The sequence below is a fragment of the Streptomyces sp. CS113 genome (assembly GCF_002188365.1).
Lineage (GTDB): Bacteria > Actinomycetota > Actinomycetes > Streptomycetales > Streptomycetaceae > Streptomyces > Streptomyces tendae.
This window is the reverse complement of record NZ_KZ195574.1, coordinates 2081519-2105949: the sequence shown is the minus strand read 5'-3', so window position 1 is coordinate 2105949 and position 24431 is coordinate 2081519. Positions and strand designations below refer to the sequence as shown.

Here is a 24431-nt window from a genome sequence, read left to right as displayed (position 1 = left end):
GGCCCGGGGCTCGGCGGACCCGGAGCGCAGACGGCACGGGCTCCTGGAGTTTCCGAAGGCCGAGTACGTGTCGGGCCTGGTTCTGCTGTCCTCCGGGCTGGTGCGCGCGGCCTGCGCAGGCGCTGGAGCTGCTGGAGGAGTGCGTACGGATGGCCCGCGACCTGCCCGAGGACGACCGGATGTCGGTGCTGGAGGACCTCGTCCTGGTCGGCGCGGAGCTCGATCCGGACTGGGCGGCCCAGGTGGCCCAGGAAGCCTCGGCCCTGAAGGCCGAGTACCGTCACTACGCTCTGCAGCAGCTGGCCGGCACGCTGGTCGACATCGCCCCCGAGGCGGTCCACGCCATCCGCAAGGAGTACGGCGGCAGTACCGAAATCGTCGGCGACGCGTTGGTCACCCTGCTTGCCGGACGGCCGGGGGCCTGAGGAGGCCTCACTCTCAGGACGGCGGCGCCGACGAGGCGACCCACGATTCGTCGAGGAACGGGCTGGGCTTTCCGTGCCAGAAGACGTCCACACTGTCCCGGGCCCGCGTCGCCGCCACGAAGAGCAGGGACCGGGCACGCTGGATCTCGTGCCGGTGGCGGACGGGGTCCCTGTCGCGCAGGCTGTTGACGGCCTCGCGGGGCACGAGTCCGTCCGTCACGCCCGCGATGACCATGCGCTGGTATTCCAGCCCTTTGAACCGGAACATCGTGCCGATGTGCACCCCGGTGGAGCCGTTCGGGCCGTCGGAGCGGATCTCCACCGAGTCGATACCGTGCACCTTTAGCGTGTAGGCCATCTCGGCCGCCATCTGATTCGTCGGCACGCAGATCGCGATCTGCTCGTGCGGGATGGCCATGTCCGAGTCGGCGTCCCACTCCTCGATGAGCGCGGCCACACCTTCCCGCTCGGAAGCCCAGTCCGGGAAGGCGTGCCCCGCCGGAAGCCCTCCACTGAGCACCGACCGGTAGCCGGCCAGCGTTTCCTCGCTGCCGTCGAGGTCGTCGTACGTGGTCTCGCCCAGCACACCGAGGGCGGAACGCAGGATCTGCCGCGTCGTGCGGTAACTGAGGCTCAGCTTCGAGGACCGTCCGCGGATGTTGACACCGAGGCTGCCCAGCGTCACCTGGTTCTTGTAGATGCGCTGGTGGGTGTCGCCGACCAGGAACAGGTCGTCGGCGCCGCGAGGGGCCATCGCACGCAGCATCTTCCAGTGGGCGGGGCGCAGATCCTGCGCTTCGTCCACCACGATGTGCCGGTACCGGTGGCGCAGCCAGCCCCCTGAGCCGTCCTGGAGGTGGATGTTGTCGAGGCCGCCCGCCTCCTCCCGCTGCCGAGCGATGTTCTGGATGCGCTGTTCGCGACCGATCTCCAACCGTGCGGCCCGCTCTGCCACCTGGTCCCAGGTCTGCCGTCCGAGCCGGTCCAGCCGCTGGGTGAAACGCTCGGCGAGCTGCCAGATCTCGGCCCGCTCGGCGCGGCCGATGTTCCTGCCGCGTCCGGCGCGCCGGGCCCTGAAGTAGTCGGTGCGGGTGCCGACGGCCTGGCCGAGGATGACCTGCGTCCATTCGTCGTGCAGGAATTCCGCGTCCCAGCCGTCCTCTCCCAACTCGTCCAGCAGCCCGCGCCATTCGCGCACCGCACGGCTGTCGTCGATTGCCTGCTTGCCGTTGCCCGGTTCCGCCTCGCGGACGACGCGCAGGGCCAGCTGGTCGACGTGGCTCACCTCGACCCGGCTCAGCAGTTCCTCGCCGCCCAGCTCCAGAAGCCGAGCGCGCAGGTCGGCGGCGAGGTTCTTGTTGTACGTGGTGAGGAGGACGGGCTTGTCCCGGCCGGGGGGAAGCTGCCGTACGAGATGCCGTACACGGTGCAGGGCGACGATGGTCTTGCCGGTGCCGGGGCCGCCGCCCACCCGGGCGGGGCCGTTGTAGCGCCGTTCGACCAGTCGGGCCTGGGTGGGGTGGAGGAAGACCTTCCAACGGCCGAAGTCGCCGCTCTCCAGCGCCTCCTTCAAGGCATCGTCGGTGGTGGTGACGACCGTCGCCGGCCGTTGTGCCGCTGCCTCGAAGTCGTCCGGGTCGACCGGTTCGGTGGCGGCCACCGGCCGGGTCACCTGGTCGAGGACGTCGTCGTACGACGCACCGTCGAACAGGGCGAGGAGCACTTCCCCGGTGAGCTGCGGCGCGTACTCGACGAGGCCCAGCAACTGGTCCTCGGTGGCGAGGGTGCGGATGACGGGCAGCAGGGGTTCGGCGACACCGAGGTCCGACAGCTGCTCGTCGGACCAGTCGGCGAACAGGGGCCGTGCCGGCTCGGGCTGCGCCGGCGTGGACGGTTCGGCGCTCGCCGGGGCTTGTGCGGGCGGGGCGGGGAGGCGGCGCAGGACGCTGTCCTCGACCACCTCCAGGTCCACGTACTCGATGCCGCCGGTGACCTGGTTGACGCCGTACGACAGTCGGCTGTAGACGTCCTTGCGGTGCTTGACGGAGACGATCAGCCAGTCGTCGTCGGCGAGCCGCAGCAGCAGCGCCCGGTACTCGTCGTTGACGCGCGCCGACCAGAGTCTGCTGTCTCCCTTGAGCTGCTGAAGTTTCAGTCCGGTGGTGTGGGGGTTGCTCCGGAACTTGTGCTGGAAGTCGAAGAACGCGCCCTTGACCGTGCGGGGGAGTTTGAGGATCTCCTTGTCCGCCTTGTCGAGCAGGCGCAGTGTGACGCCGGAGGTGTTCATCGCTTCGGCTCCCCGTCCCTGATGGTGTCGCTGTCGTGCCGTCGTTCCGTGAGCCGGGCGATCATCGCCGCCCGATCCCATTCGGCGGCGGTGCCTACCGTCCAGCCTGCCGCCGAGAATGCCTTGTCCCGGTCCTGGGCCTCGTAGTCCGGCTCGTTGCCGTCCGCGCGAGGACCGAGGACCACTCCGATCCTGGCAGCGGGCCACGCCAGCTCGGCCTGCCAGCCGTGACCGTCCAGCTCGTAGCCGTCCTGAGGCGAGGGCACCGCGGCGTCGGCCAGTGCGTGGGCCAGCTCCGTGAGTCCCGGCTCCTCCGGGTCGAGGTACTCGATGACCCGGTCCCAGCCGGGGTCCCGCCCCGGTGTGTCGCCGCCGCGTGCCTCGTCCGCGGAGGGTTTCGGCGCGACCGTCTCACCACTGCCCACGGCAGGCACCGCGGGCACCGGGGCGACCCCGACGGGCGCGAGTTCGTCGGTGGGCGAGAGCACCGGCGTACGCGTCGACGTCAGCCAGCCCTCCCCGCCGGTCAGGGCGAGAACCTCGGGAGTGAAGCCGTCGAGCATGCTCGTGGTCAGCTGGGCGCTGTCGCCACCGCCGTGCTCGAGGAACTGCAGCACGTTGCTCCAGTACAGCCAGGCACGCCAGCGACGCTTGTGGGCCGGCTCGTCGGCGAGGGCCGCGTCACCGTCGTCCAGGACGGTGAGCCCCGTCCACACGGGAGGGGTGCGTCTGCCGTCGGCGGCCAGCACCAGACGGCAACCCGACGCGTCGGGACCGCAGAGCAGGCGTACGGGTCCGGTGCCCCCGGCCGGCCTGCCGTCGCGCAGCGCCGCCCTGAGCCCCTCGCCGGCCTCTTCGCCGGTGAGCGCGGCGGCTCGGACCCCGTCCGCTCCGCTGAGCCCGGCGGCGGCCGCCTCAGCTCGCCGCCTCCAGCGCTCCGGGTCGGGAGAGCGCAAATAGGCCAGCAGAAGCCGGGCCGGGTTGACCCACACCGTCTCGGAGAGCTCACCGGGCAGGCCCCGGCCCACGCGGTCGTAGTAGTCGCGGGCCCGTTGCTGTCCGGCCGCGCCGTACGGCTCCCACACGGGGTCTGCGGTGCCCGGTCCCGCGTACCCCGTGTCCTTGATCCGCTGCCGCCACTCCTTCACGTCGTGGTAGGTCAGCTGGAACACGCGAAGGCCCTCCGCCCGGAGCCTGGTGCGCTTCATCGCGTCGTCCGCCAGCCGGTTGTGCTCACGGGTGGCGTGGTACGAGTAGCCGTCGAGGTACAGGGCGACGCGCGGGCCGGGACTGTCCAGCCGTTCGAGGAGTATGTCGGGCCGGGTGCCGTCCAGGGCCCGCTGCTGGGAGACGCGCCAGCTGACGGTGGCCCCGTCGGGGGCTGTGAGTCTCAGGTCGAGGGCGTAGGTACCGGCGGAGGTCGTGTACGTGTCCGCCGCGGCCCTCGACTCGGCCAGTTTCGCCCAGTCCTGGAGAGTGTCGATGAAGAGGATCTCCAGGTCGCTCTCGGCCTGCCGCTGCAGCGGGATGTGACGGGTTGTCGCCACCGGCGAGGTGCGCCACCCCGCACCGTCGGCGCCCAGCAGTTCGTCCAGCATCTGGCGGACCTCGCTGCGGCTGACCTTGTCGTAGTCGGCGGCCGGCACGCGCCGCAGCAGGCACTGGTGGCAGCCGTCGAGTCCCTTCTCGCGGCAGGCGCAGCGCTCGATGACGTCCCGTGCCTTGAGCAGTACGTCCCGGAAGCCGTCGGCGGAGGACAGCCGGTGCAGGTAGCCCGTGCCGCCCGGCAGCCGGTCGTAGACGACGAGGAAGCGCCTCGGCCAGTCCGCGTCCAGGTCGTCCCCGTGGTCGGGCATGGTCGCCTCGGCGATGTCGATGTGGTCGGGATCGCCGCCGTAGCGAGCCGCGATCCCCACGAACAGGGCGGCGGTGAACGACGCGAGCCGCTCCTTTACGCGTGCCACCGAAGCGGGCAGCAGAATGCGTACGGCCTCGGTGGTCAGCTCGTGGGCGAGCAGCAGCGGCACGTCCTGGCCCCTGCCCTGCTGTTCGCCTGCACCGGTGACGGGCCTGCGGACACGGCGGCGCGCGCACCACAACTGATGGTGCTGCGCCGCCGGAGTGCTCGCCGCCAGCGACTCGGTGAGGGCGTGCTGCGGCGTGTCCACCACCGGCCGGCCGTCCGCCGTGGCGCCGCCGCACTCGGTGCAGACGTAGAACGGGTTGAGCCGTACGTCCTGGCCGGCCAGCGGCACCGTGCTGCTGCCGTCCTCGCGGTCCAGCCCGAGGTTCAGTGTCCGGATCGTGGCGTGGCGGGTGAAGTCCACGCCGAACACGGCGCTGTCGTGCCGCCAGGAACCGGGCGCCAGACGGTCGGGGTCGATGTCGACGGTGGTGAGGACCGCGTAGCGCCTGTGATCCCGCTCGTCGCGGTCGTCGCGGACCCGGGCGTCGTCGCGCTTGTCGCGGGACAGGACCCGCCTGGGCCGCAGGACGCGCTGGACGCACCCGGCGTCGGCGATCTCCCGGCCGTGACAGCGCGGGCACGGATCGGTGTTCCGCTCCGCGTTCTGCTCCTCGGTGCGGACATATCCGCAGGCGGGGCAGAGCCGCCACACCGACCAGGCGCGGCGCTCGGGAGTGCCGACGTCCAGGGCGCGCACCACGTGACGGTAGCCGTTGACGTAGAAGCTGTTGCCCGGGGCGAGTTCGGTCAGGGCCGGCTTGCGGGACCGTTCGTAGTCCCGCGTCTCACTGCGGTACACCTTGCGGACGGTGCCCTGCTCGGCGGCTTGGGCCCCGGCGGTGTCGTCCTCCTCGCCCGGGGTCTCCGTCCAGTACAGCGTCGCTTCCAGCCGGGTGGTGGTGTCCGTCAGGCTGTAGTTGGGCAGCAGCCCGAGGTCCACCAAGGTGGCGTGGGCGCTCGACTGGCTCAGCTCCCGCAGCAGGTCGCCGGCGCCCCGCCGCTCGGCGAGCAGTTCGCGCCGCTCCCGGGCCTGCGACTCGTCGGACTGGGCCAGTTGCTCCGCGGCTTCGTCGATCGCCGCGATCCTGCGGCGCAGCTCCTCGCGCCGCCCCGTCCAGTCCTCCTCGGCTTCCTGCAACGCCCGCGCGATCCCGCTGGTCGCGTACGCCCGGAGTTCCTCCGCCGCGTACGCGGAGACGCCCGCACCGTCAGGACCGCCGGAGTCCCGCACGTCGCTGCCGTCGGGGAACAGGGCCAGGAAATCCTCCACCAGTGCCGCCCCGTGCGTTCGCGCGGCGTCGGCGAGGTCCTCGCACCACCCGCTGGTGCCGAACAGGGCGGAGGACAGCCGGGGGAGCGGAGCCAGCACCTCGCCGTCGGAGGTCCGCAGCTCGCCGCGGGCCGCCAGGTCCAGCAGCCGCGCCGTGTACTGGCGGCGCAGGATCTCCACCGCAGACAGGTAGCAGCCCGGCGGAAGGATGGTCCCCGCGATCATCTCGCGCGGTTCGTCCAGGTAGTACAGGTCGCGTGCCTTGCGTCCGCCGAACGTGACGACCAGCGCGTTGCCCGTGCGGCGTCCGGCGCGTCCGGCCCGCTGGACGTAGTTGGCGGGGCCGGCGGGCAGGGAGCCGAGGAGGACGGCGGACAGGTCGCCGATGTCGATGCCGAGTTCCAGCGTCGGGGTGCACGACAGCACGTTGGGGTCGGTGTAGTGCGTACCCGCCTTGAACGCCCTTTCCACGCGCTCCCGTTCGGGGCGGCTGAGCATGCCCGTGTGCTCGGCGGTCACCACGCGGAACGTGCCGCCCGTCAAGTAGAGGCGGCGGTAGTAGTCGCGGGTGTAGTCCCGCTCAGGTACGAGGGGGCCCGATCCGAACCGGGACACCTCGGCCTCGGCCGCAGACCGGTCGGTGTGGGGCGCGGTCAGCCGGCCCTTGCACCGGTAGCGGGGGCACGGATGCCCGTACCAGCGGGTCCGGCGCTCGGGCGCCACGACCTGCTGCCAGCGGCAGTCCTCGCAGGCGACGAAGGCCTTGTTGACGACGGCGTCGTCGAGCAGCCGCACCTCGATGTGGCCCGGCTGCAGCCCGTAGACCCGGGTCTGCCGGTCCCGGGCGGTCCGCACCGAGAGGACGCCCGCGTTGGCGAGAGCGGGCAGCAGTCTGCGCAGGTATTCGGTGGCCCCGGCCGCGTCCAGGTCGAGGCATCTGCGGGTCCAGTCCTGGTACCACCCCAGACGTCCGGTGAGGGAGTCGAACTCGGTCCTGTCCTTCTGCCCGTCCAGCAGGAACCTCGGCGGGGCTACTCCTTCGGGGAAGGCGGGCATGCCGTCCGGCCTGCGCCCGGAGATGAGGTAGCGGTCGGCGCCGGCTTCCTTGATCCACGTGTCGAGCCACCGGTGCCGCACCGCGCCACGCAGCCGCAACCGCTCCAGCAGCCCCCGGACGTACGCGAGATACCGCTCGGGCGTGGGCAGTCCGCCGACCGCCAGCAACTGGCCGGGCAGCGACAGGTGCAGGTCCCGCGCCAGGTCCGTGACCCGCTCCGGGTCCGTCACGGCGACCTCGGCGGCGGCGGTCCGGGTCAGCTCCAGGGTCCGGCCCATGCGGCTGCGCAGCCCGAACTCCATCACCGTCGCGAACGCGAGCCGTTCTCCGATCAGCCGCCAGGTCCGCGCGTCGCCGGTGCCGCGGCCGGACAGCAGCCGGTCGACGCCCGGCTCGTCATGCAGGTCGGGGGGAACGACGGCGGCCAGCGCCTCCGGGTCGTCCACCGAGTCCAGGACGTGGCCGATCAGGTCGTTCAGCGCGGTCGGCGCGCCGGACTCGTCCAGGTTGTGGGCGAGCAGTGAGCGCAGCGAGAACTTGTACGAGGCGTTGGCGACGTATCCCGCCCGGTGTGCCGCGTCCTGCGTGGAGTCGTTGAACAGCAGCGTCTTGCGCTCCTCCGGGACGAGCGCGATGTCACCGCCGGTGAACAGCTGGGTGACCGTCGCGGAGGCGAGGGCCGCCCGGGCCGTGCCGAGGAAACGGATGCTGTTGTCGGTGTGGCAGGCCGGGCAGCGGTCGTCCTTGGCAGCCCGGTCGGCGGCCTTTTTGTCGAGCACCGCCAGCGCGAACCAGGCGTCGACGAGATCTCCGTCGTCGTCCCCGGCGGCCGGCAGTCGGTAGGTGCCCTGCCCGCCGTCCAGCACCACCACCGACAACGGGTCGACGCCACCGTCCGAGGGCCGTGCACCGGTCAGCGCGTCGAGGGCCTGCCGTCGCTCGCGGGCGGTGGCGGAGATGAAGTAGCGCAGGCGCCGCTTGTCCCGGCCCACCCCGGCCCGCCAGATCCGGTCCTGGGCCATCACCAGCTGCTGCGGGTCGGCTTCCGGGGACAGGGCGGCCCACCCCGATCGCCCGCAGTTGCGGCAGTACACGGCGGGCAGGTGCACCTGGGCCGGGCGCGGTGCGGTGTCGGCGCCCGGCAGCGGCGTGCCACTCGCCGACGACGGATAGCCGCCGGACGAGGCGTCCGGGTCTTCGTCACCGGGCGGCGCGGCGTTGAGAGCGGCCCGGCGGGCGGCCGTGCGGTCGTCCTCGTACCAGCGGAACTCGGGGGTGCGGCCCACCCCGCGCAGCACCCGGGTTACGGGCCGCACCCACAGGTGCGCCTCGATGTGCAGCAGGGGCCGGGGCCGGCGCTCGTCGGAGTCCGGGTCGCGGGCGGCCGACAGCAGCGCCACGAACCGGGACAGCGCCTGGAGTACCAGTCTCGGGTTCTCCCGCGCCGTGCGGCCCCAGGAGTAGCCGAACCGGGCGAGCCGGTCCCGCAGCGACCACTCGTCCACCGGATCACCGCTGAGCAGCGACAGCGCACCGTGGGTGAAGTCGTGCCGTTTCAGCAGCCGCCCGACGCGGAACGCGTTCAGGCCGGAGCGGCCCAGCATCCGGGTGGCGAGCGCGTCCAGGTCCAGCAGGTCGGGGCGGGCCTCCACGTCCGGTCCGCCGGACACCGCCACGACCTCCTGGGGGCTCGGCGGTTCCGGCAGTTCGTAGTCGACGGCGCCGGTGAACTCGTCGGCGGTCATCCGCTCCTCGCCGATGACGGCGTCCGCGGGGAACGGCATGCCGAACACCCGAGCCGCGACGTCGAGGATGCCTCCGCCCTCCTCGGCCTCCTTGCCCGGCGCACCCTCACCGAGCGTCGCCGAGGTCGCCACCGGGCAGATCGACCCCAGAGGCCTGCCGGGCCGGGACGCGCCGGTGGCGGCGGCCAGCCGGCGCAGCAGCATCGCCACGTCGGTGCCCTGAGCGCCGTCGTACGTGTGGAACTCGTCCAGGACGACGTACGCGGGCTCGGCGCCGTCCCACAGGCTGCGGTCCTCGCCCCGCTGCAACAGCAGGTCGAGCATCTTGTAGTTGGTGATCAGCACGTCGGGCGGCGAGACGCGCATCTCCTCGCGTCGCGTCATCACCCGCCGGAAGTCGGTGTCGGGTCGGTCGCCGATGTACAGGCCCGCCGTGACCTGGGCGAGCTCCGGCCGTGCCAGGTACTCCCCGATACGCCCGGCCTGGTCGGTGGCGAGCGCGTTCATCGGGTACAACAGAACGGCCTTGATGCCGGCCCGCCCCTCGGCCCTCTGCCGCCGGCAGTGGTCCAGTACGGGGATCAGGAAGGACTCGGTCTTGCCGGACCCGGTGCCGGTGGTCACCAGCGTCGGCTGGGCGGGCCCGTGCAGCGTGGAGAGCCGCGCCCACGCCTTGGCCTGGTGCCGCCACGGGGCGAACCCCGGGAAACCGGCCGACCACTCCAGCTCCCGCTGCCAGCCGTCGTCGGCGAGGTGGAACGGCGTCCTGATCCGCAGGTAGGGCCCGCGGAAGATACCGGTCTCGGGATGCCCGAGGAAGCGTTCGAGCGCGCCGCGGGTGTCTTCGTCGGCGAGGGCGTACGTCGTCGTGAGGTACTGCGTCAAACTGCCGCGGAGCTGCGCGGCGGCGATGGTGGGCTTCACGACGGTCCCCCTTGCGATGCCGGTGCCCTGGTGATCGATACCACCGTATAGGGGATGAGTGACAGCCCCGGTCGGTGAGGGACCGGGGCCCTGGTCCCTTCAGGGGAGTGGCCGTTTCCTACCTGTTCTTCCAGGAGGCCAGCTGGTCCGCGAAGTCTCTGAAGGACCTGTTGTTGCCGGGCGGACGTGCGCTGACCTGGCGCAGTTTCACGGCCTCCTCCATGATCCTCGGGGAGTCGGATTCCCGGTACGGAGGCTTGCCGAGGTGCTTCTTCAGGTGCTCTTTGGGGTTCGCCAGCCTGGTGAGGTCCTTACGGCGATCCTCCTGCCGCATGGACCAGCCGCGTCTCACCTTCGGAAACGCGTCCGGGAAGAGCATCAGCCAGGACTCCATCTCGACGGCGGACAGAGCCAGTGCGCTGCGGCAGGGCAGGGTCTTGCGCAGCTGGGTCGTGATTCTTTCCCGCACCTGGTCGTACGTCTTGTCCGAGACCTCATCCAGGTCGGCGTGGACGACGAAGCCGACAAGCTCCGCGTCGCACCCAGCCGCCATGCGCAGGGCACTGTCGCGCAGTGTCTCGACGCGCGGGCTGAGCTGGAGCAGCGCGGGCGCGAGCTTGATCCTGTCGTTGATCGCCACGACTTTGGGGCACCTGGGGTGGAGGGCGGGTATCAGGTGCTGGAGGACTTCGCGGTCGTTCCTGCTCTCACCGGCGACGACGATGACCGACCGTCGCCCACGCGGGGCGGGGCTCACAGTGCCCCTCCCACCGAACCCGAGAACCAGATGTTGCCCAGGGGTTCGTACTCGGCCGCCTCGACCACTCGACGGGTGTCGGAGGCCTTACGCGCGGGAATCACGGAAGCGCCGCTGGGCCGACGTTCGCAGGGCACGAACTCCTCGGGTTCCAACTCGTTGACGAAGACCGGGGAGTGCGTGGTGACCAGGTACTGGCTCCGCTCGCTCGCCTCTCGGAGGCGTTCGGCCATGAGGCTCAGCGCGTGCGGGTGGATCCCGTGGTCGATCTCCTCGATGCAGGTGAGCAGCGGGGGATTCGGGTCATGGAAGATCGCGAGCATGCACAGGATGCGTACGGTGCCCCAGGACGCCTCCGTCAGACGGGTGCGACCCCGCAGTCCCTCCTCCTCCAACTCCACCGCCGTTCGGTGGGAGGCGAAGTCGGGAGGCGTCACCAGGTGGATGTCGCGGATCTGCGGCACCACCTTCCGGACGTCCTCGAGCAGGAATTCCCAGGCGTCTCCGTCCTCCTGGAGTCCTCTCAGGAAGTCGGCGAGGTTTGCCGCGTTGCTCGCCAGGAAGCGGCCCGATTCACTGATGCCGTACGGCTTACGGGCTTCTCGTACGTCCGGGTCGAACACCCGGATCTGAGACAGATGGCGCCTGACGTTCTCCATGGCGTGTGCCGACGGGAGGCCCTCGGGCAGCGCCTGGCCCCCGTGCAGAGCGGATGCCATCGGCCCGACACTGGCAGGTCCCCAGGTCCGCTCCGCTTCCACGGGACTGTCGAGGGTCAGGAAGCCACTGGTCAGCTCGACAGACGTCTCTGCGTCGTCCACCGGATGCTGGGTGAACCGTTCCTGACGGTACGTCGTGTGCTGCGGCCTTCCACGGTCCGTCGAAGCCAGCCGACGCCGAGAGATGCTCAGTTCGTAGCGGTCCGGAGTCTCCTCCGAGGCGAAGTCGGACCAGATGCCCTCGACGCCGACCGAGATCCGTGACACCGGCTTCGCACCGCCGCGAAACGCCAGAGCCTCGAATCCGCCGCGCTCCCCGAAGGCCGGCTCGATCCCCTTCCGGGTCACGTCCCCCAGGAACTCCAATGCGTGTAACACATTCGACTTGCCCGCCGCGTTGGGCCCGACCATGACGGTCAAAGGCCCGAGCGGCAGCTTCGTGTCGGTCAAGGTGCGGAAGTTGCGCACCGTGAGACCGAGTATGCGGTGGTTCAAGCCTCGCGCCCATCGTGGAACGGCCGGGCGACGACGACCCGGCATCGAACTGGTCGGCGCACGGCGGACGGTCCCTGAGTCAGGCCTGAATGCTGCTCAGTTCTCCCCGTGAGTCGTCCACTTGGTACGTCCGACCACCGAGCATCACGAAGCGTACAACTTGCGTCACACCGTCACCAGGTACTTGCGTACTTCAGCCATCCGGACCGAAAGGGCTCTCTTTCCCGCGGCGTGAGGTTCGCGGACCCTGACGGGAAGGGAAAGCGCGCGGGCAGTGCCGAGGGGGAGCCGCGATGTCCGAACCGCTCTACGTTCCCGTACTGCCGGTCCGCCAGCATGCCCGGATGGCTTACGAGCGCCTCCGGCCCGACATACAGGCGTCGGTCGCGCCGCTCTGGAACCTCCCGCCCTCTCCGGGGACGACTCCGGCGCAGCTCGAGAAGGCCCGCTGGCAGAAGGAACTGCGCCGGGTGAGAGGCGTGCACCGGCGCCATCCGGGCTGGATCGACGCCCCGTTCGCCGAGGCCGCGCAGGCATCGGCACTCGCCGAGATCCTGGCAGAGTGCAGCGCGCTTAACCACCTGCTCCGCCCGGTGACCGGTCCGGAGCGGGGCGAGGTCCAGCAGACAGCCGCGCTGGAGACCGCCCGCCGCTGCGGCTGCGGGGTCGGTGTCCGGGTCCGCATGCCGGGGGAGTGGGACGGAGCTGTCGCCGAGGCCGTCGGGGCCCTGATGGGCCGGGTCGACCGGGAAGTGCCCGTCGATCTGCTGCTGGACCTGGGCGCCGTCCTGCCCGGCCGCCCCGACGCGGGAAAGGAGGCGCTGCGCGCTCTGGACGCCCTCGTGGCACTGGCCTGCGACTGGCGGACCGTCGCCGTACTCGGCGGGGCGTTCCCGCACGTCACCGACGACATGATGCGGTTCGGCGAGCCGCACGAGGAGCCCCGCGCCGACTGGGACGCGTGGCACGAGATACGGGCTGCCCGTCGGGATCGCCTCTCGCGGCTGAGATATGGCGACTACGGAGTGCAGCCTCCCGCAGCGCTGGCCACGGAGCCGGGTAGCGGAGGCCCGCCCTGGGGCGTCCTCCGCTACACCACCGACCGCTCGTTCGTGCTGTGCAAGGTGCTGAACGGAGGGCCGGACCGTACGGTGGGCATCCGAACAGCCGCCCGCCGGATCCGTGACCTGCCGGACTTCCGCACAGCGGTCGCGAGCGCCGGGGAGACATGGTTCCGCGACTGCGCCGACGGGCCCACGACGGACAGCGAGGGCACCGGCACGCACACTCAATGGCTCTGGGCAGGCGGCGTCCAGCACATGACACACGTCGTCCGGTCCCTGCCCGGCACCTGACCGACCCCTGTGCAAGGGCCGTTCCTGCTCAGTCGAACACCGGCGCCAGGAGCTCCTCGTCCGCCAGGACGCGCCACGCGGGAATCCGGATCACGCGGCCCACCGGGCACGTCTTCGCCCCGTGGCCCTCGGACGGAAGCCCGGTCAGGAGGTCGCCCCGCGCGTGGGTCAGCCGCAGGTGCCGTGCCGGGTCGGTACCGGGCGTCGGTCCGAGGTCGATCAGGACCGCCGTGTTCTGCCCGGCCTCGGTGAACAGCAGGTCCACCGGGTGGCCGCCGACCACCGCCGCCCGCTCCAGGTCGGTGATCCCGCGCTCGGCGAGGTACTGCTGGAGCCGGTCGGCGAGTTCCTCGCGGAACCCGGTCGCCGGCGTGGCCGCCACCACCGGCCCCTCGGCCTCGTCGGTGTCCGCCCCCACAAGCGCCGACCGGTCGGCGAGCAGGTTCGGCAGTCCGCTCTGCCCCTGCCAGAACCCGCGCGCCCCCACGGTGATCAGCTGGGACTTCGCCCGGGTCACCGCCACGTTCCACAGGTTGACCTGGCTCGCGACCCAATGGGTCGTCCTCGGCGGGGTGTTGTGCGTGGCCACGGGGCTCAGCACCATCACGTCGCGCTGCCCGCCCTGGAAGGCGTGCACGGTGCCGACCCGGACGCGGTCGTCGTCGCGCCACACCCGCGCCAACGCTTCCTTCTGCGCCCGGAAGGGCGTGACCACACCCACTGTGGCGTCCTGCGGCAGCCGCTCCAGCAGTTCGTCCACCACCCGTCGTACCGCCTCCGCCTCCGCCCGGTTGCGCCAGGACCGCCCGTTGCCACCCAGCGCCGACTCGCCGCGCGGCACGTCGACCCAGCCCAGCGCGGGCGCCGGATCGGCCGCCCCCGCCGGGTCGACGGCCGGGACCTGTCGCCGTACGTCGGTGAGCACCTGCAACTGGCCCGCGTAGCAGTAGCCGTTGACGATGTCGGCGATCCGCGGGTGGCACCGGTAGTGCTCGTCCAGGAGCAGCGCGGAGTCACCGTGCTGCTCGGCAGCGTGGTACGAGGAGTAGACGTGGTAGGTGAGCCGGTGGTGTTCCAGCTGCGCCGCGCTCAGCCCGGCCCGGACCCGCGCCCGCTGTTCCTGCTGGGGTGACACGCCGGGGATGTGCCCCAGCTGCATCGGATCGCCGATGATCAGCGCCCTTCGGGCCCGGAACAGCAGCGGAAGCACCGACGGGATGGAACACTGGCTCGCCTCGTCGATGACGACGAGGTCGAACAGCTTCGGGGTCAGCTCCAGCTGCCGCACCGAGTGCGTGCTGACGGCCCACCCCTTGATGTGCGCCATGAGGTTCTTCTGGCTGCGCTGGAAACCCGAGCGGCTCCGCAGCGCCTGGAGCCGCTGCTGCAGGAGCGCCCGCCCTCGCGTCAGCGCCTCGGCGGACAGTGCCCGCGACAGCTCCGCCGACAGTTCGGATAGCGTGCCCGCCGCCTCCAGCCGTGACCGTCGCAGCCCGTCCTCGTCCCATCCCGTCTGCCGGGGGACGAGCGCCCGCACCTCCCGTTCCACCGCCACTGTGTCCGCCAGCGACTCCAGCAACTCAGCCGGCACCGGCCGCCCGGTCGCCGACTCCGGCCACGACGGCGGGTCCGCCCGGCCCGGCATGTCCGGCCGGTCCTCTTCCGCGCCGGCGGTCGCCGCCGCGACGAGCGCGGCCAGCGCCCGTGCCCGACGCCACGGGCCGAACAGCCACCAAGGGGCACCGGCCACCTTCCGCGCCCGGTCCTCCCAGCGACCCAGGGCGGCCGAACCGTCCTCGCCCGCCGCTGCCCACACCCGTTCGAGGAGCGGCAGCGGCAGTGTCAGCGCTTCCGCCCGTTCCGCCCGGTCCCGGAGCAGCTCCAGCAGGCGCCCCTCCTCGCCGACGTGTCGCGCGGCCTGTGCCCGGAGCCCCTCGGCGGTCTTGCGCGCACTGCGCAACTGCCCGCTCACGGTGACCGAACCGCGTCGCGGCGCCTGGACGGGTTCGCCCACCAGCCCTTCCAGCTTGGCCGCCTCCCGCACCAGCGCCTCGGCGTTGCCCGTGCGCATCAGCAGCCCGGGAGCGATGTCGTCGCAGCGTTCGGCGACGACATCGACGGCCTTGTTGTTCGTCGAGGCGACCAATACGGACTGCCCGGCGGCGACACAGGTGGTGACGACGGCGGTGACGACCTCGCTCTTGCCCGTGCCGGGCGGCCCGGTCGCCACTGTCAGGGGCCGCGTCATCGCCGAGGAGATGACCGACTCCTGGCTCTCGTTGCACGGCCCCGGAGCCACCACGGGCACGGATGTGCCCCGCGCACCGCCCTCGCCGCCGCTCAGTAGCGCGTCCAGGGCGGTGCCGGGGATCTGCCCGGTCCGGGCCGACATCTGCAGCAGGTTGTCCACCAGAGCCTCGGTGGCCTTGGCCTCCACACCCGAGGGCACCAGCAGGACGGCCGCGTTGTGCGCGCCGGGTCGCAGCGCCTGCATCACCGTCCGCTCGCTGAGCGCGGACGGGTCGAGCGGCTCCAGCTCCGGCAGCCCCAGGGTCTCCAGCAACTCCCGTACGGCGCGCAGCATCTGCGCGTCGTTGCCCTCCTGCCAGGACGGCTGCCAGTGTGCGATGAGGTCGGCCGCGTCGCCCGCGTCGAGCAGTTCCGAGACGACACCCGTGTGCAGGGAGGGAACGCCACTGGGCCGGAGCACGTCCCGGCCCTCTTCGTCCGGGGCCAGTTCCATCTGCTGGATGAGCAGCGGCGCCAGCTCCACCGTCGTACGGCGTCCCCGGGCCCCGCCGTCGCGTACCGGCAGGGTGATCGCGGGATAGCCGTACCAGTACTCCGGCTGCGCTTCCGTGTCCCCGTTGCTCGCACCGGCCGACCTGCCCTGCGGCTTGGGTAAGGCCCCGGGAGCGGGAAAGACGGCACCCCGCCCGGACTGGATGGTCTCCTCGCCCTGGCCCAGCAGGAAGTACTTCGAGCCGCGTCCGCTGTCCCGGTCGGGCCGCATGCCGGCCGCCGAGGTAGCGGTGAGGCACTGCGCGTAGTACCGCAGCAGCCGCTCACAGTCGACGCCGTCCCGCGCGTCCAGCGCGGCCAGTTCCCGGGCCTTCAGCAGGGCGGGGGACCTCCGGGCCGCCTCGGCCGCGTCGCGCGGCAGCGTCGGGAGGTGCACCGGGCGGGCCACCGACCGGGCGAAGGGCAGCTGGTTCGTGGCCCTGATCGTGGACTTGGTGGGGCGCTGCTCCTCCGGTACGCCGTCCCGCCTCATCTGCGCGGTCAGGTACTCGAAGAGGTCGTCCGGCGTGATCCAGCCGCTCCCTTTGATCCACCCGTTGCGCAGCCCCTCCACGATTTCCCCGGTGAACCGGGACGTACCGAGGGTGGATCCCTCCGGCGCCATCGCGGACGGGGACTGGAGGGCGTCGGAGGCGGTGATGAAGTACACGCCCGTCGGCCGCAGCAGCGTGCTCGGCGCGGGCCGGGCGCGCTCCTCCGCCGGCCCCTTCGCGGTCCATCCCTGGACGACGGAGCCGCTGGAGCAGCAGTCCAGCAGCACCAGCTTCGAGGCGGCCCGGCACGACTGGAGCATCCGCTCCAGGAACTCCGCCGGGACCGCCGTACCTGGCAGGTCGGCCGGGTCGGTGTCCCGGGTCAGGAAGTACAGCTGGTTGTCGTCCTCGCAGAACTCGCCGTGCCCGCTGAAGTACAGCAGGGCCGTCTCGCTGGGCTGCCGCGCGCCCAGGTACGTCTCGACGGCGTGCAGCATCTCCGCGCGGGTCGGCTCGGCGACCATCGCGCAGTCGTTGTACATGCCGATCTCGGTGTTCTCCAGCACGGCCCGCATGTAGTGCAGATCGGCGCGCACGGGCGGCAGGTCCGGGTACGCGTCACTGTCGTACGTGGACACGCCCACCAGCATGGCGAACCGGTCGTTGTCGGTCATGCGCGTTCAGCCCGCCGCTGGGCTGTCATCAGGGCCCTCGAGATCCGTTCGGCAGGGTGCCTCACCGCCGCCCGCGAGGAACCGCTCGATCCGCTCGTCGTCTTCACGGGCCTCCTTCCCGGTGATGTGCAGGGTCGCCCCGTCCGGCCGCTTCACGACGATCGTCCGCTGCGGCACCCGGGCCAGCCAGATCTGCACTCCGGCGGCGACCAGCGATCCGGCGCTGATCAGCACGCCGATGGTGTCGGCCGTGAGCCCGCCCTTCAGCGACCCGTCGGCCGGCGCGCTCGTGTCCCGCCGGGGAACGTCCAGCGCCGCCCCGGGATCGGCGTCGGCGACCTGGGCGAGCAGCTCCCGCGCTTCCCTGCGCGCCCGCAACGGGTCCTCGTCGACGATGGAGATCCGGTACCCGGTCCGTTCCTCGGGCGTGGTGGTCACAGCGCGTCCCCTCGATCTGCGGTGTGCCTGGTGGAGGCGTGAGCGGACGACGATAGTCGGCGGGACTGACAGCGGGCGCGCGTGTTTCCGAAAACCCGTCAGGCGTTGGCGGGAAAGTGACTGATGGGAGACGGTGCGGGGGCCGCTCCGGGCAGCCGCAGTTCTGCCCACACGGTCTTGCCGGGGCCGTCGACGCGTGGGGTGACCGCCCAACGGGTCGCCAGTTGGGCGACGATGAGAAGGCCCCGTCCTGCCTCCTCGTCGCCGGGTGGCTCCTCGGTGGTGAGCAGTGGTACGCGTTCGGAACGGGTGTCGGTGACGTCGACGCGCAGGGTGTGCGGGCCGCCGGCGGTCTCGGAGAGACGTACGTGGAAGTCCCGCCCCGCGACATGCCCGTGCCGTACGGCGTTGGCGGCCAGCTCCGACGTGATCAGCGACAGCGTCTCGTTGGCGTACCCGGTGTACGGGTGGCCCCAGGAGTCCAGCCGGTGAGAGACGAGACGGCGGGCGAGGCGCGCGCCGCGGGTGGACGACGTGAAGCGCATCGCGAACTCGCGGCTGACAGGGCTGGGTGCCGCCCCCGGTGCGGGGGAAGTTTCGTTGTTCATGTGGTCCACGCTGACGTGCCGGTTTTACCGTGACGAGATACGACGTGCACACGGGCGGTAGCTGTAGGTGACGGGTCGGTGTGTGTAGGCGAGGCGGAGCGTGACGGTCGGTGCGGGGGCGCGTTGGCCGGGGAGGCGGTGCGGAGCATGAGCGAGGTGGCTGGGTTGGCCGAGGAGGAGTCCGGGACGGAGGGGGAGGAGCGGGAGTCGGGGGCGGGCTCCGGGATTCTGCGCGTCTTCGGGCGCCAGTTGAAGAGGTTCCGGGTACGGGCGGGGCTGGAGCGGGCCGAGTTCGGGTCCGCGACGGGCTACTCCGTGTCGACCATCGCCGCGTATGAGCAGGGGCGCCGGGTGCCGCCGCCGAGGTTCATCGACCAGGCGGATGAGGTGCTGGACGCGGGTGGGGTCCTCCAGGAGATGAAGGAGGAGGTTGCGCGGGCGCAGTTTCCGGCGTTCTTTCGGGATGCGGCCAGGTTGGAGGGGGAGGCGGTTGAGCTTCACGTGTACGCGACCAAGGCGGTGCCGGGGCTCTTGCAGTCCGAGGAGTATGCACGCGCGGTGTTCACCATGTGGCGGCCCTTGCTGCCGGACGAGGTCATCGACGAGCGGGTGACGGCTCGTCTCGCCAGGCAGGCGATCTTCGCTCGGTCGCCGCAACCCACCCTCAGCTTCGTCATCGAGGAGGCAGTGCTTCGGAGGCCACTCGGGGGCCGGACGGTCATGTGGGGCCAGCTGGAGCACATCCTGCTCTACGGGCAGCGCCGCAACGTTGAAATCCAGGTGCTGCCAACGGAGCTGGAGGAGCACGCTGGACTTGAGGGCCCCTTCACCTTGATCGAGACGCGGGACGGGCGGAGGATCGCTTACGTGGAGGGATACAAGGACAGTCGCCTGCACACGGAGCGCAAGGCAGTCCGGGAGATCGAGGAGCAGTACGGCATCCTCAGGGCTCAAGCGCTCACCCCGCGCGCATCACTGACCTTCGTCGAGAAGTTGCTGGGAGAACAATGAATGCCGAGAAGACCACTGCCGCCGTGCCTGCGTCGGCCTGGTTCAAGAGCAGCTACAGCACGGGATCGGGCGGCGAGTGCGTCGAGGTCGCCGTCTGTCCCGACACCGTCCACGTACGCGACTCCAAGGACATAGCCCGCGGTGGCCTCGCAGTCGATGCGGCGGCTTGGACGGCGTTCGTCGGCTTCGCTGTCCGGTAGGGCGTTGGGGTCTGCCCCTGGCAAGGCCCCAGGGGCAGACCTGCGTCCGGCAGGGCCGGTCAACTACGCCTGCACGGCTTCACGGGCTGGCGGTGCCCAGCGCCCGGCGGCGACCTCCGCGTCTAGCCGGGCCTGGAAGTGCGCGTGTGCTGCCCTCATCTCGGCCTCTCGGTCGGCCTTGTAGAAGGGGGCCTGGTAGTCCTCTGGGGGAGGGATGCGCTCTGGGTCCTCCAGGTAAGCGAGGAGATCGAGGTAGTCCTGCTTGGTCTGGCCGTGGCCGTACGTGTTGAAGTCGGCCGCGATCTTGCGGCCGCTGGCGTCGAAGTAGGTCGCCGACTCGTAGTCGTATAGCTGCGGGTAGCGGGACCTGAAGATCGCCGCGAGCTGGTCGGCGGTGATGCCGAGCCAGACGGCGACGAGGGCGTCGAGTTCGACCAGGGCGGCTCGGCGTTCGTGCTCGGTGCGGAGCGGGGTGCTGTAATACCAGGTCGGCTTGAGGTCGGCGGCGAGGGGCTTCAGGTGGGGCCAGTTGGGGTTGGCCCAGTCCTCGTAGCCTGCCCAGCGGGGGTCGAAGAGCTCCGTCCAGAGGGCGGCGTAGTGGGTGGTGAGGGCGTTCAGGCGAAGGGTGCGGAGGAGGAGCGCGGGGGCGAGGGGGTGCGTTGGGGCGGGTGCTGGCAGCTGCTTCGCACTAGCTGGAGTGAGATCCGCCCGCCCGGTGGTGCGCAACAGGTAGTCGAGGGGCAAGGATGCCCAGAAGCCCGCGTTAAGGGTGGTCACGTAGTCGTCTTCTAGGGCCATCGACTGCACGGTGTTGATGTGGGCCGGACCTGGCGGGATGAGGGCGGCATGTAGGCAGCGGCTGCTGTCGAAAGGAATCATTCTCCGCCAGGCCACCCGGAAATACGAGGTGGACGGCCTTCCGTGCCAGGAGTCCTGGGCAGCGAGGTACTTCGCCTCGTCGGTGGCCCGCACAAGGTTAGTCACTGGGACTTTCGCCTCGGGCAATTCCGTCGGCACGAGCAAGTCCCAGTCTCTGTTGCTCCGGCAGGGGATCCTCGGTTCCTTCGAGAAGGGAAGCGCTGATGCGAAGTGCGGCCCCTGGAGAATGACATCAGCGAGTTCGGGTACGGCCTGGTTGCCCCAGCGGATGAACCCGTTCTTCCTGGCTCCGGTTTCGTGGAATCCGCCTGAGATCATCGGGTGGTAGTCGCCCAGGCTGCTGCGATAAGCGGACAGCGCTTCGATTGCCCCTTGCTCACCAGCAAGGACCGGGTACAACAGTGGGGCGTGGGCTGCTTCACCCGTCGAGCCCGTCAAGGCCCGCCAACTGGCAAGCAAGGCCGTGTTCACATGCACCACGCGCTCGCGGTGCGGCCGGATGTCCCAGGAGCCGTTGTGCTTGATGCCCGGCGCTGTGCCTCGCCCGTCGTGGGTCAGTGAATCGGGGAGGACCTCTGCGTCGCGGAGCTCACTGAGGTGCAGGAAGTCAGGTTCCTGCGGCGTGCCGTAGATGTGCATCCCGAATTCTGCAGAACGGTTGAGGTCTTCGAACGCCCAGTTCGCCGAGTTCACAAAGTGGGCGTGGACTCGGAGTTGCCGATATGCGGCAGCTCGGATGGTGCCCTCACGCACGCCGCCGAAGTGTGTGTCCGGGTGAATCATGCCCGCGCTGCCCTGCGGTGCGATGTGCTGCCACACCTGAGCCATAAAGGCGCGGTAGAGGTCGCCCTGAGTACCGAGAAGGAGCGGATATGCGCCTGGGCTGCCCAGCACAGCGACAGCCCCCGCAAGGGCGGCCAGCTCGTCGAGGAGAAAACCCTTGCCATTCGCATGCGTGTTCAGCACCTCGTCCTTGCGGAGTCGCCACTCAGCCACGCTCGGCTTCTCCGCCAGCACGAACCAAGGTTCCAACTCTGCCAGAACCAAGTCCTCTTGCCACCTCGGCCTCACCCAAGGCGGATTCCCCACCTGCAAGTCAAACCCACCCCGCGCAAAAACCTGCGCGAACTCCAACTCCCAGTGGAAGAACCCCTGAGCCTTGGCCACATCCCTCGCCGTGGCCGCCCATAGGAACCGGTTCTCCAGCCTATGGAACCGCTCCATGCCCATCCACTCGGGCAACTCCCGCTCGTACACCGACAGGTCGTCCAGCGTCTCGAACGCCGACACCAGCGACTCACTCGGCACGTCCTGCGTCCCCAGCAACGCCTCGGCGAAGTCGAGCCAGTCGTCCAGCCCCGCCAGCGGAATCACCTCTCGGCGCTGCCCCTTGACCTGCTCCGCGCGACGCCCCGTACGGCGGCGCGACACCGAATCCCGCGTCAGAGTCATCTGCTGGGGCTCAGCCGCGAAACCCGGAAGCGCATCCGCCTCCCAGGCCATCAGAACCCCGGAGTCCTCCTCACCGGCCGCAGCCGATACCCCGGCCGCCTCGAACTCCGCCGCCCGCTCCGCCAACGCCTCGGCCCGCGCGTACCGTTCGTCCGTACCGTCCAGCAACGCAGCGCCCTGCACGGGCCAGAACCACAGCGCACACCACGCGTCCATGAGCGTCTTAAGCCGCCAGTACGGCGTGTCCTCGGCATGGAGGTCGGCCAGCACCTCGTCCCGCTGCACCGCGACCTCCGGCCGGCGCAGCCAGTCGTCCTCCGCACCCCACACCGCGATGCGCCGTGAGATGTCCCGCTCCGACAGCTCCAGCCGCCGCACGACCAGCCCCCACAGGTACTCGGCCCGCCGGGCCAGCCCCTGAAGCTTGGCCGTCTGCCTCGCCGTCGGCGATTTACTGATCGCCTTCCGCCACGCACCCAGTGCCTTGGCCGCCTCCGGAGCGAGCGCCTTCGCCTCCTTCTCGGCGGCGACCGCACCCCACTCCTTCGCCGGGAGCAGGAAGTGGTGCACCGAACCCTCGGGCAGCGCCGCACCCCCCACCGCGTCCGCCAGCGCGAACCGCTCCGGAGTGGTCCCCAGCCAGCCGCCCTTCTTCAGGCGGTCAGCGGCGTACACCTCCCGCCGTCCGCCGATCAGCGAGTTGCCGCGCCGCAGGTGCAGGCCGAACCAGGGCGCTTCCATACCGGGGTGCATCGTGTTGAGCCACAGCGACACCTCGGCCAGTTCCACGGCCGTCTCGTTGAGGTCGACGCCGTAGGAGTTGTGCAGGGCGATGTACGCCTTGGCCTTCTGGAGCTCGACGGCGTACTGCTCGGTGTCGATCGACCGGGCCAACTCGCTTTGCCTGCGTCGCAGATACTCCGCGGCGACCTGGTTGATCGCCTCGTTGAGGAACGCACCCGAGCCGAGCGCCGGCTCGCAGATCCGCCAGTTCAGCAGATCCTTCGCCTCGGTCTCCTCGGTGAGCAGTTGCTGGAGGGCCAGCTGCACGGTGACCTTCGTCAGCGACTCCGGCGTGTAGTACGAGGCGGAGGTCTGGCGGTCGCGGCCGGAGAGGCGGTACACGAACGAGCCCGGGGCGTGCCGCACCCGGACGTCCTCGCCGGTGTGCCGGTCCCGGCGCCGTACGAACACCGAGTCCGGATACTCGTCGATCTTCGACTTGGGGACCAGCCAGGAGCCGTCCTTGGGGTCGCCGCCCTTGGCGACCTCGTACAGCTCCTCGCCCGCGATGAAGCCGCTGTACGACATCAGGCCCTCGTACACCGCGCCGAGCTGGTTGATGCCGAGCTGCGCGTACGAGATGAAGCCGCCGCGTTCGCCCCGCTTTCCCCGGGTGATCATCAGGCTGTGCAGCACCTGGTGGAGCGTGGCGTTGCGCAGCCGGGTGTCCAGGTAGCGCACCGACTCGCCCCGGGCCAGGGCCTCGTCGGAGTCGAAGCGCGGGTCGGGCAGGCTGTCGTCGCCGATCAGCCGGATGGCGTCCCGCTCGAACAGCTTGCTGTGCAGCGGCTCGAAGCGCAGGCCGATGTCCTCGCTGGCCTTGGCATCGATGCCGTCCACCGTCGCCTCCACGCCGTGGGTGCGGCGCGGGCGGTAGCCGTCCTGGACCTTGCCGAAGAGCAGGTCCAGGGACTCGTAGAGGTAGAAGCCGTTGCGGGCCGTGTCGCTGATCGGCTCCCGGTCGGCGATCAGTTCGGCGAGTCGGCCGAGGCCGTACCCCTGCTGGTACTCGGGGTAGTCGGCCGGCAGGATGCCCAGCTCGGGGCGGGCCTCGGCGTAGAGGAGGAACAGGATCCGGTAGAGGTAGCGCAGCGACTCCCGGGTCAACTGGCTTCCGAGTTCCGAGAGTTCGCCGACATCCTCGGGGCGCAGGCCCTGCTCGCGCAGACGTTCCAGTACTTCGTTCGCGATGAGTTCGACGCTCTTGCGCAGGCCGTCGCGCAGTTCGCTGGAGACGCCCACCGCGTGCTTCGCGGACTTGCCGACGAGTTCCGCGAGCGGGTTCTCGCCGCCCTCCTCCGGTGTACGCAGCGAGTCCGCGCCGAACAGTGCGGCTACCGTGTCGAGTTCGCCGCCCACCCTGGTGTCGTTGCGCTGGAGTGCGGTGTCGAGGGAGACGCCGAGGGAGCGGCCCTCGCCCCACACCATCCGGTCGGCGAGGACGATCACTCCGCCGCAGAGCAGCAGCACGTACCGGGGAGGCTCCTCGCAGGCGAACAGGAACCTCGCCAGCGTGTCGCCGGTCTCCAGCGAAGGAAGACCGTCGAGGGGCACAGGCTCCAGCAGCCGGCCCCGGCCGTTCTTGTCCAGAGCGGCATCCGGTTCGGCGGCCCAGCCGCAGTCCACCGCGACCAGGCCTTTCTCGGCATGGGCAACCGGGATCTCATGGGTCTGCCCGGCGCGCACCACCGTGAGCGTGCGCGGTTTGGCGTCGTAGCCGAGAGCACGCAGCACCTCTGCGTTGAGCGCCCGCACCCGCTCCCGCCACGTCGAGTCGCCGTAGGTCACCTCTTCCTCGTCGCGTTCCCGAACCACGCGGATGCCGTCCTCGTCCTCGGGGAGGGCGAAGAAGGACCGAGCCCGGAAGTAGTCGCGGCGCAGCGCCCGCAACCCGGCGCGGGGGGTGACCGGCAGCTCGTCGGCGCCGGGCGCCGAAGCGACGAGCGCGTCGGTCTGCGTGGCAGCGGCATCTCCGGCGGGCGGCTTCGCCGCCTCCTCGCGGTCCTTCCACGCCTGCAACAGGCCCGACTTGAGGTCCTTCGGGAGTACCTCGGCCAGATAGTGGGCCGAGAAGTAGTCGCCGCGGTTGACGAGGGAGTCGTACGTCATGG

12 protein-coding genes are annotated in these 24431 nt (G+C 70.7%); 4 read left to right on the top strand and 8 right to left on the bottom strand.

The window, feature by feature from the left end; genetic code table 11:
* Positions 1-149 precede the first annotated feature (149 nt).
* Positions 150-425, top strand: coding sequence for a hypothetical protein (locus B9W62_RS09035; protein WP_087806683.1), 276 nt, complete (start codon positions 150-152; stop codon positions 423-425).
* 13 nt (positions 426-438) lie between these two features.
* On the opposite strand, the gene B9W62_RS09030 is transcribed toward B9W62_RS09035, so the two are convergent.
* The 4 genes from B9W62_RS09030 to B9W62_RS09015 form a co-directional block, all read right to left on the bottom strand.
* Positions 439-2712: a UvrD-helicase domain-containing protein gene (locus B9W62_RS09030; protein ID WP_087806682.1), complete on the bottom strand. Its 2274-nt coding sequence runs from the start codon at positions 2710-2712 to the stop codon at positions 439-441.
* Positions 2709-9674 (bottom strand): DEAD/DEAH box helicase, encoded by a 6966-nt coding sequence (locus B9W62_RS09025; RefSeq protein ID WP_087806681.1) that lies wholly within the window; start codon positions 9672-9674, stop codon positions 2709-2711. The genes B9W62_RS09030 and B9W62_RS09025 overlap by 4 nt, the downstream gene beginning before the upstream one ends.
* 118 nt (positions 9675-9792) lie before the next feature.
* Positions 9793-10314: a hypothetical protein gene (locus tag B9W62_RS09020; protein ID WP_256976247.1), complete on the bottom strand. Its 522-nt coding sequence runs from the start codon at positions 10312-10314 to the stop codon at positions 9793-9795.
* Between the two features lie 113 nt (positions 10315-10427).
* The gene (locus B9W62_RS09015; RefSeq protein WP_256976246.1) at positions 10428-11690 is read right to left on the bottom strand and encodes an AAA family ATPase; all 1263 of its coding nucleotides are present in this window, start codon (positions 11688-11690) and stop codon (positions 10428-10430) included.
* A 248-nt stretch (positions 11691-11938) separates the two neighbouring features.
* Here B9W62_RS09015 and B9W62_RS09010 point away from each other — a divergent pair, with 248 nt between their 5' ends.
* Positions 11939-13000 carry a beta family protein gene (locus B9W62_RS09010; RefSeq protein WP_087806678.1) on the top strand — a complete coding sequence of 354 codons (1062 nt, stop codon included), beginning with the start codon at positions 11939-11941 and terminating at the stop codon, positions 12998-13000.
* Between the two features lie 28 nt (positions 13001-13028).
* On the opposite strand, the gene B9W62_RS09005 is transcribed toward B9W62_RS09010, so the two are convergent.
* The 3 genes from B9W62_RS09005 to B9W62_RS08995 all read right to left on the bottom strand — a co-directional run bounded on the left by B9W62_RS09005 (position 13029) and on the right by B9W62_RS08995 (position 18004).
* Complete coding sequence (locus B9W62_RS09005) at positions 13029-16949, bottom strand: caspase, EACC1-associated type (RefSeq protein ID WP_087806677.1); 3921 nt, start codon at positions 16947-16949, stop codon at positions 13029-13031.
* A gap of 6 nt (positions 16950-16955) precedes the next feature.
* Positions 16956-17387 (bottom strand): effector-associated constant component EACC1, encoded by a 432-nt coding sequence (locus B9W62_RS09000; protein ID WP_087806676.1) that lies wholly within the window; start codon positions 17385-17387, stop codon positions 16956-16958.
* Between the two features lie 98 nt (positions 17388-17485).
* Positions 17486-18004, bottom strand: coding sequence for an ATP-binding protein (locus B9W62_RS08995; protein ID WP_373433676.1), 519 nt, complete (start codon positions 18002-18004; stop codon positions 17486-17488).
* 138 nt (positions 18005-18142) lie between these two features.
* On the opposite strand from B9W62_RS08995, the gene B9W62_RS08990 reads away from it, so the two are divergent.
* Both B9W62_RS08990 and B9W62_RS08985 read left to right on the top strand, forming a co-directional pair.
* Positions 18143-19006, top strand: coding sequence for a helix-turn-helix domain-containing protein (locus B9W62_RS08990; protein WP_087811828.1), 864 nt, complete (start codon positions 18143-18145; stop codon positions 19004-19006).
* Positions 19003-19206, top strand: a complete 204-nt coding sequence (locus B9W62_RS08985) for a DUF397 domain-containing protein (protein WP_087806674.1) — start codon at positions 19003-19005, stop codon at positions 19204-19206. The genes B9W62_RS08990 and B9W62_RS08985 overlap by 4 nt, the downstream gene beginning before the upstream one ends.
* A 63-nt stretch (positions 19207-19269) precedes the next feature.
* Here the strand turns inward: B9W62_RS08985 and B9W62_RS08980 are convergent, their stop codons facing one another.
* A complete protein-coding gene (locus B9W62_RS08980; protein ID WP_087806673.1) occupies positions 19270-24429 on the bottom strand; it encodes an Eco57I restriction-modification methylase domain-containing protein in 5160 nt (1719 codons plus the stop codon).
* Positions 24430-24431 lie beyond the last annotated feature (2 nt).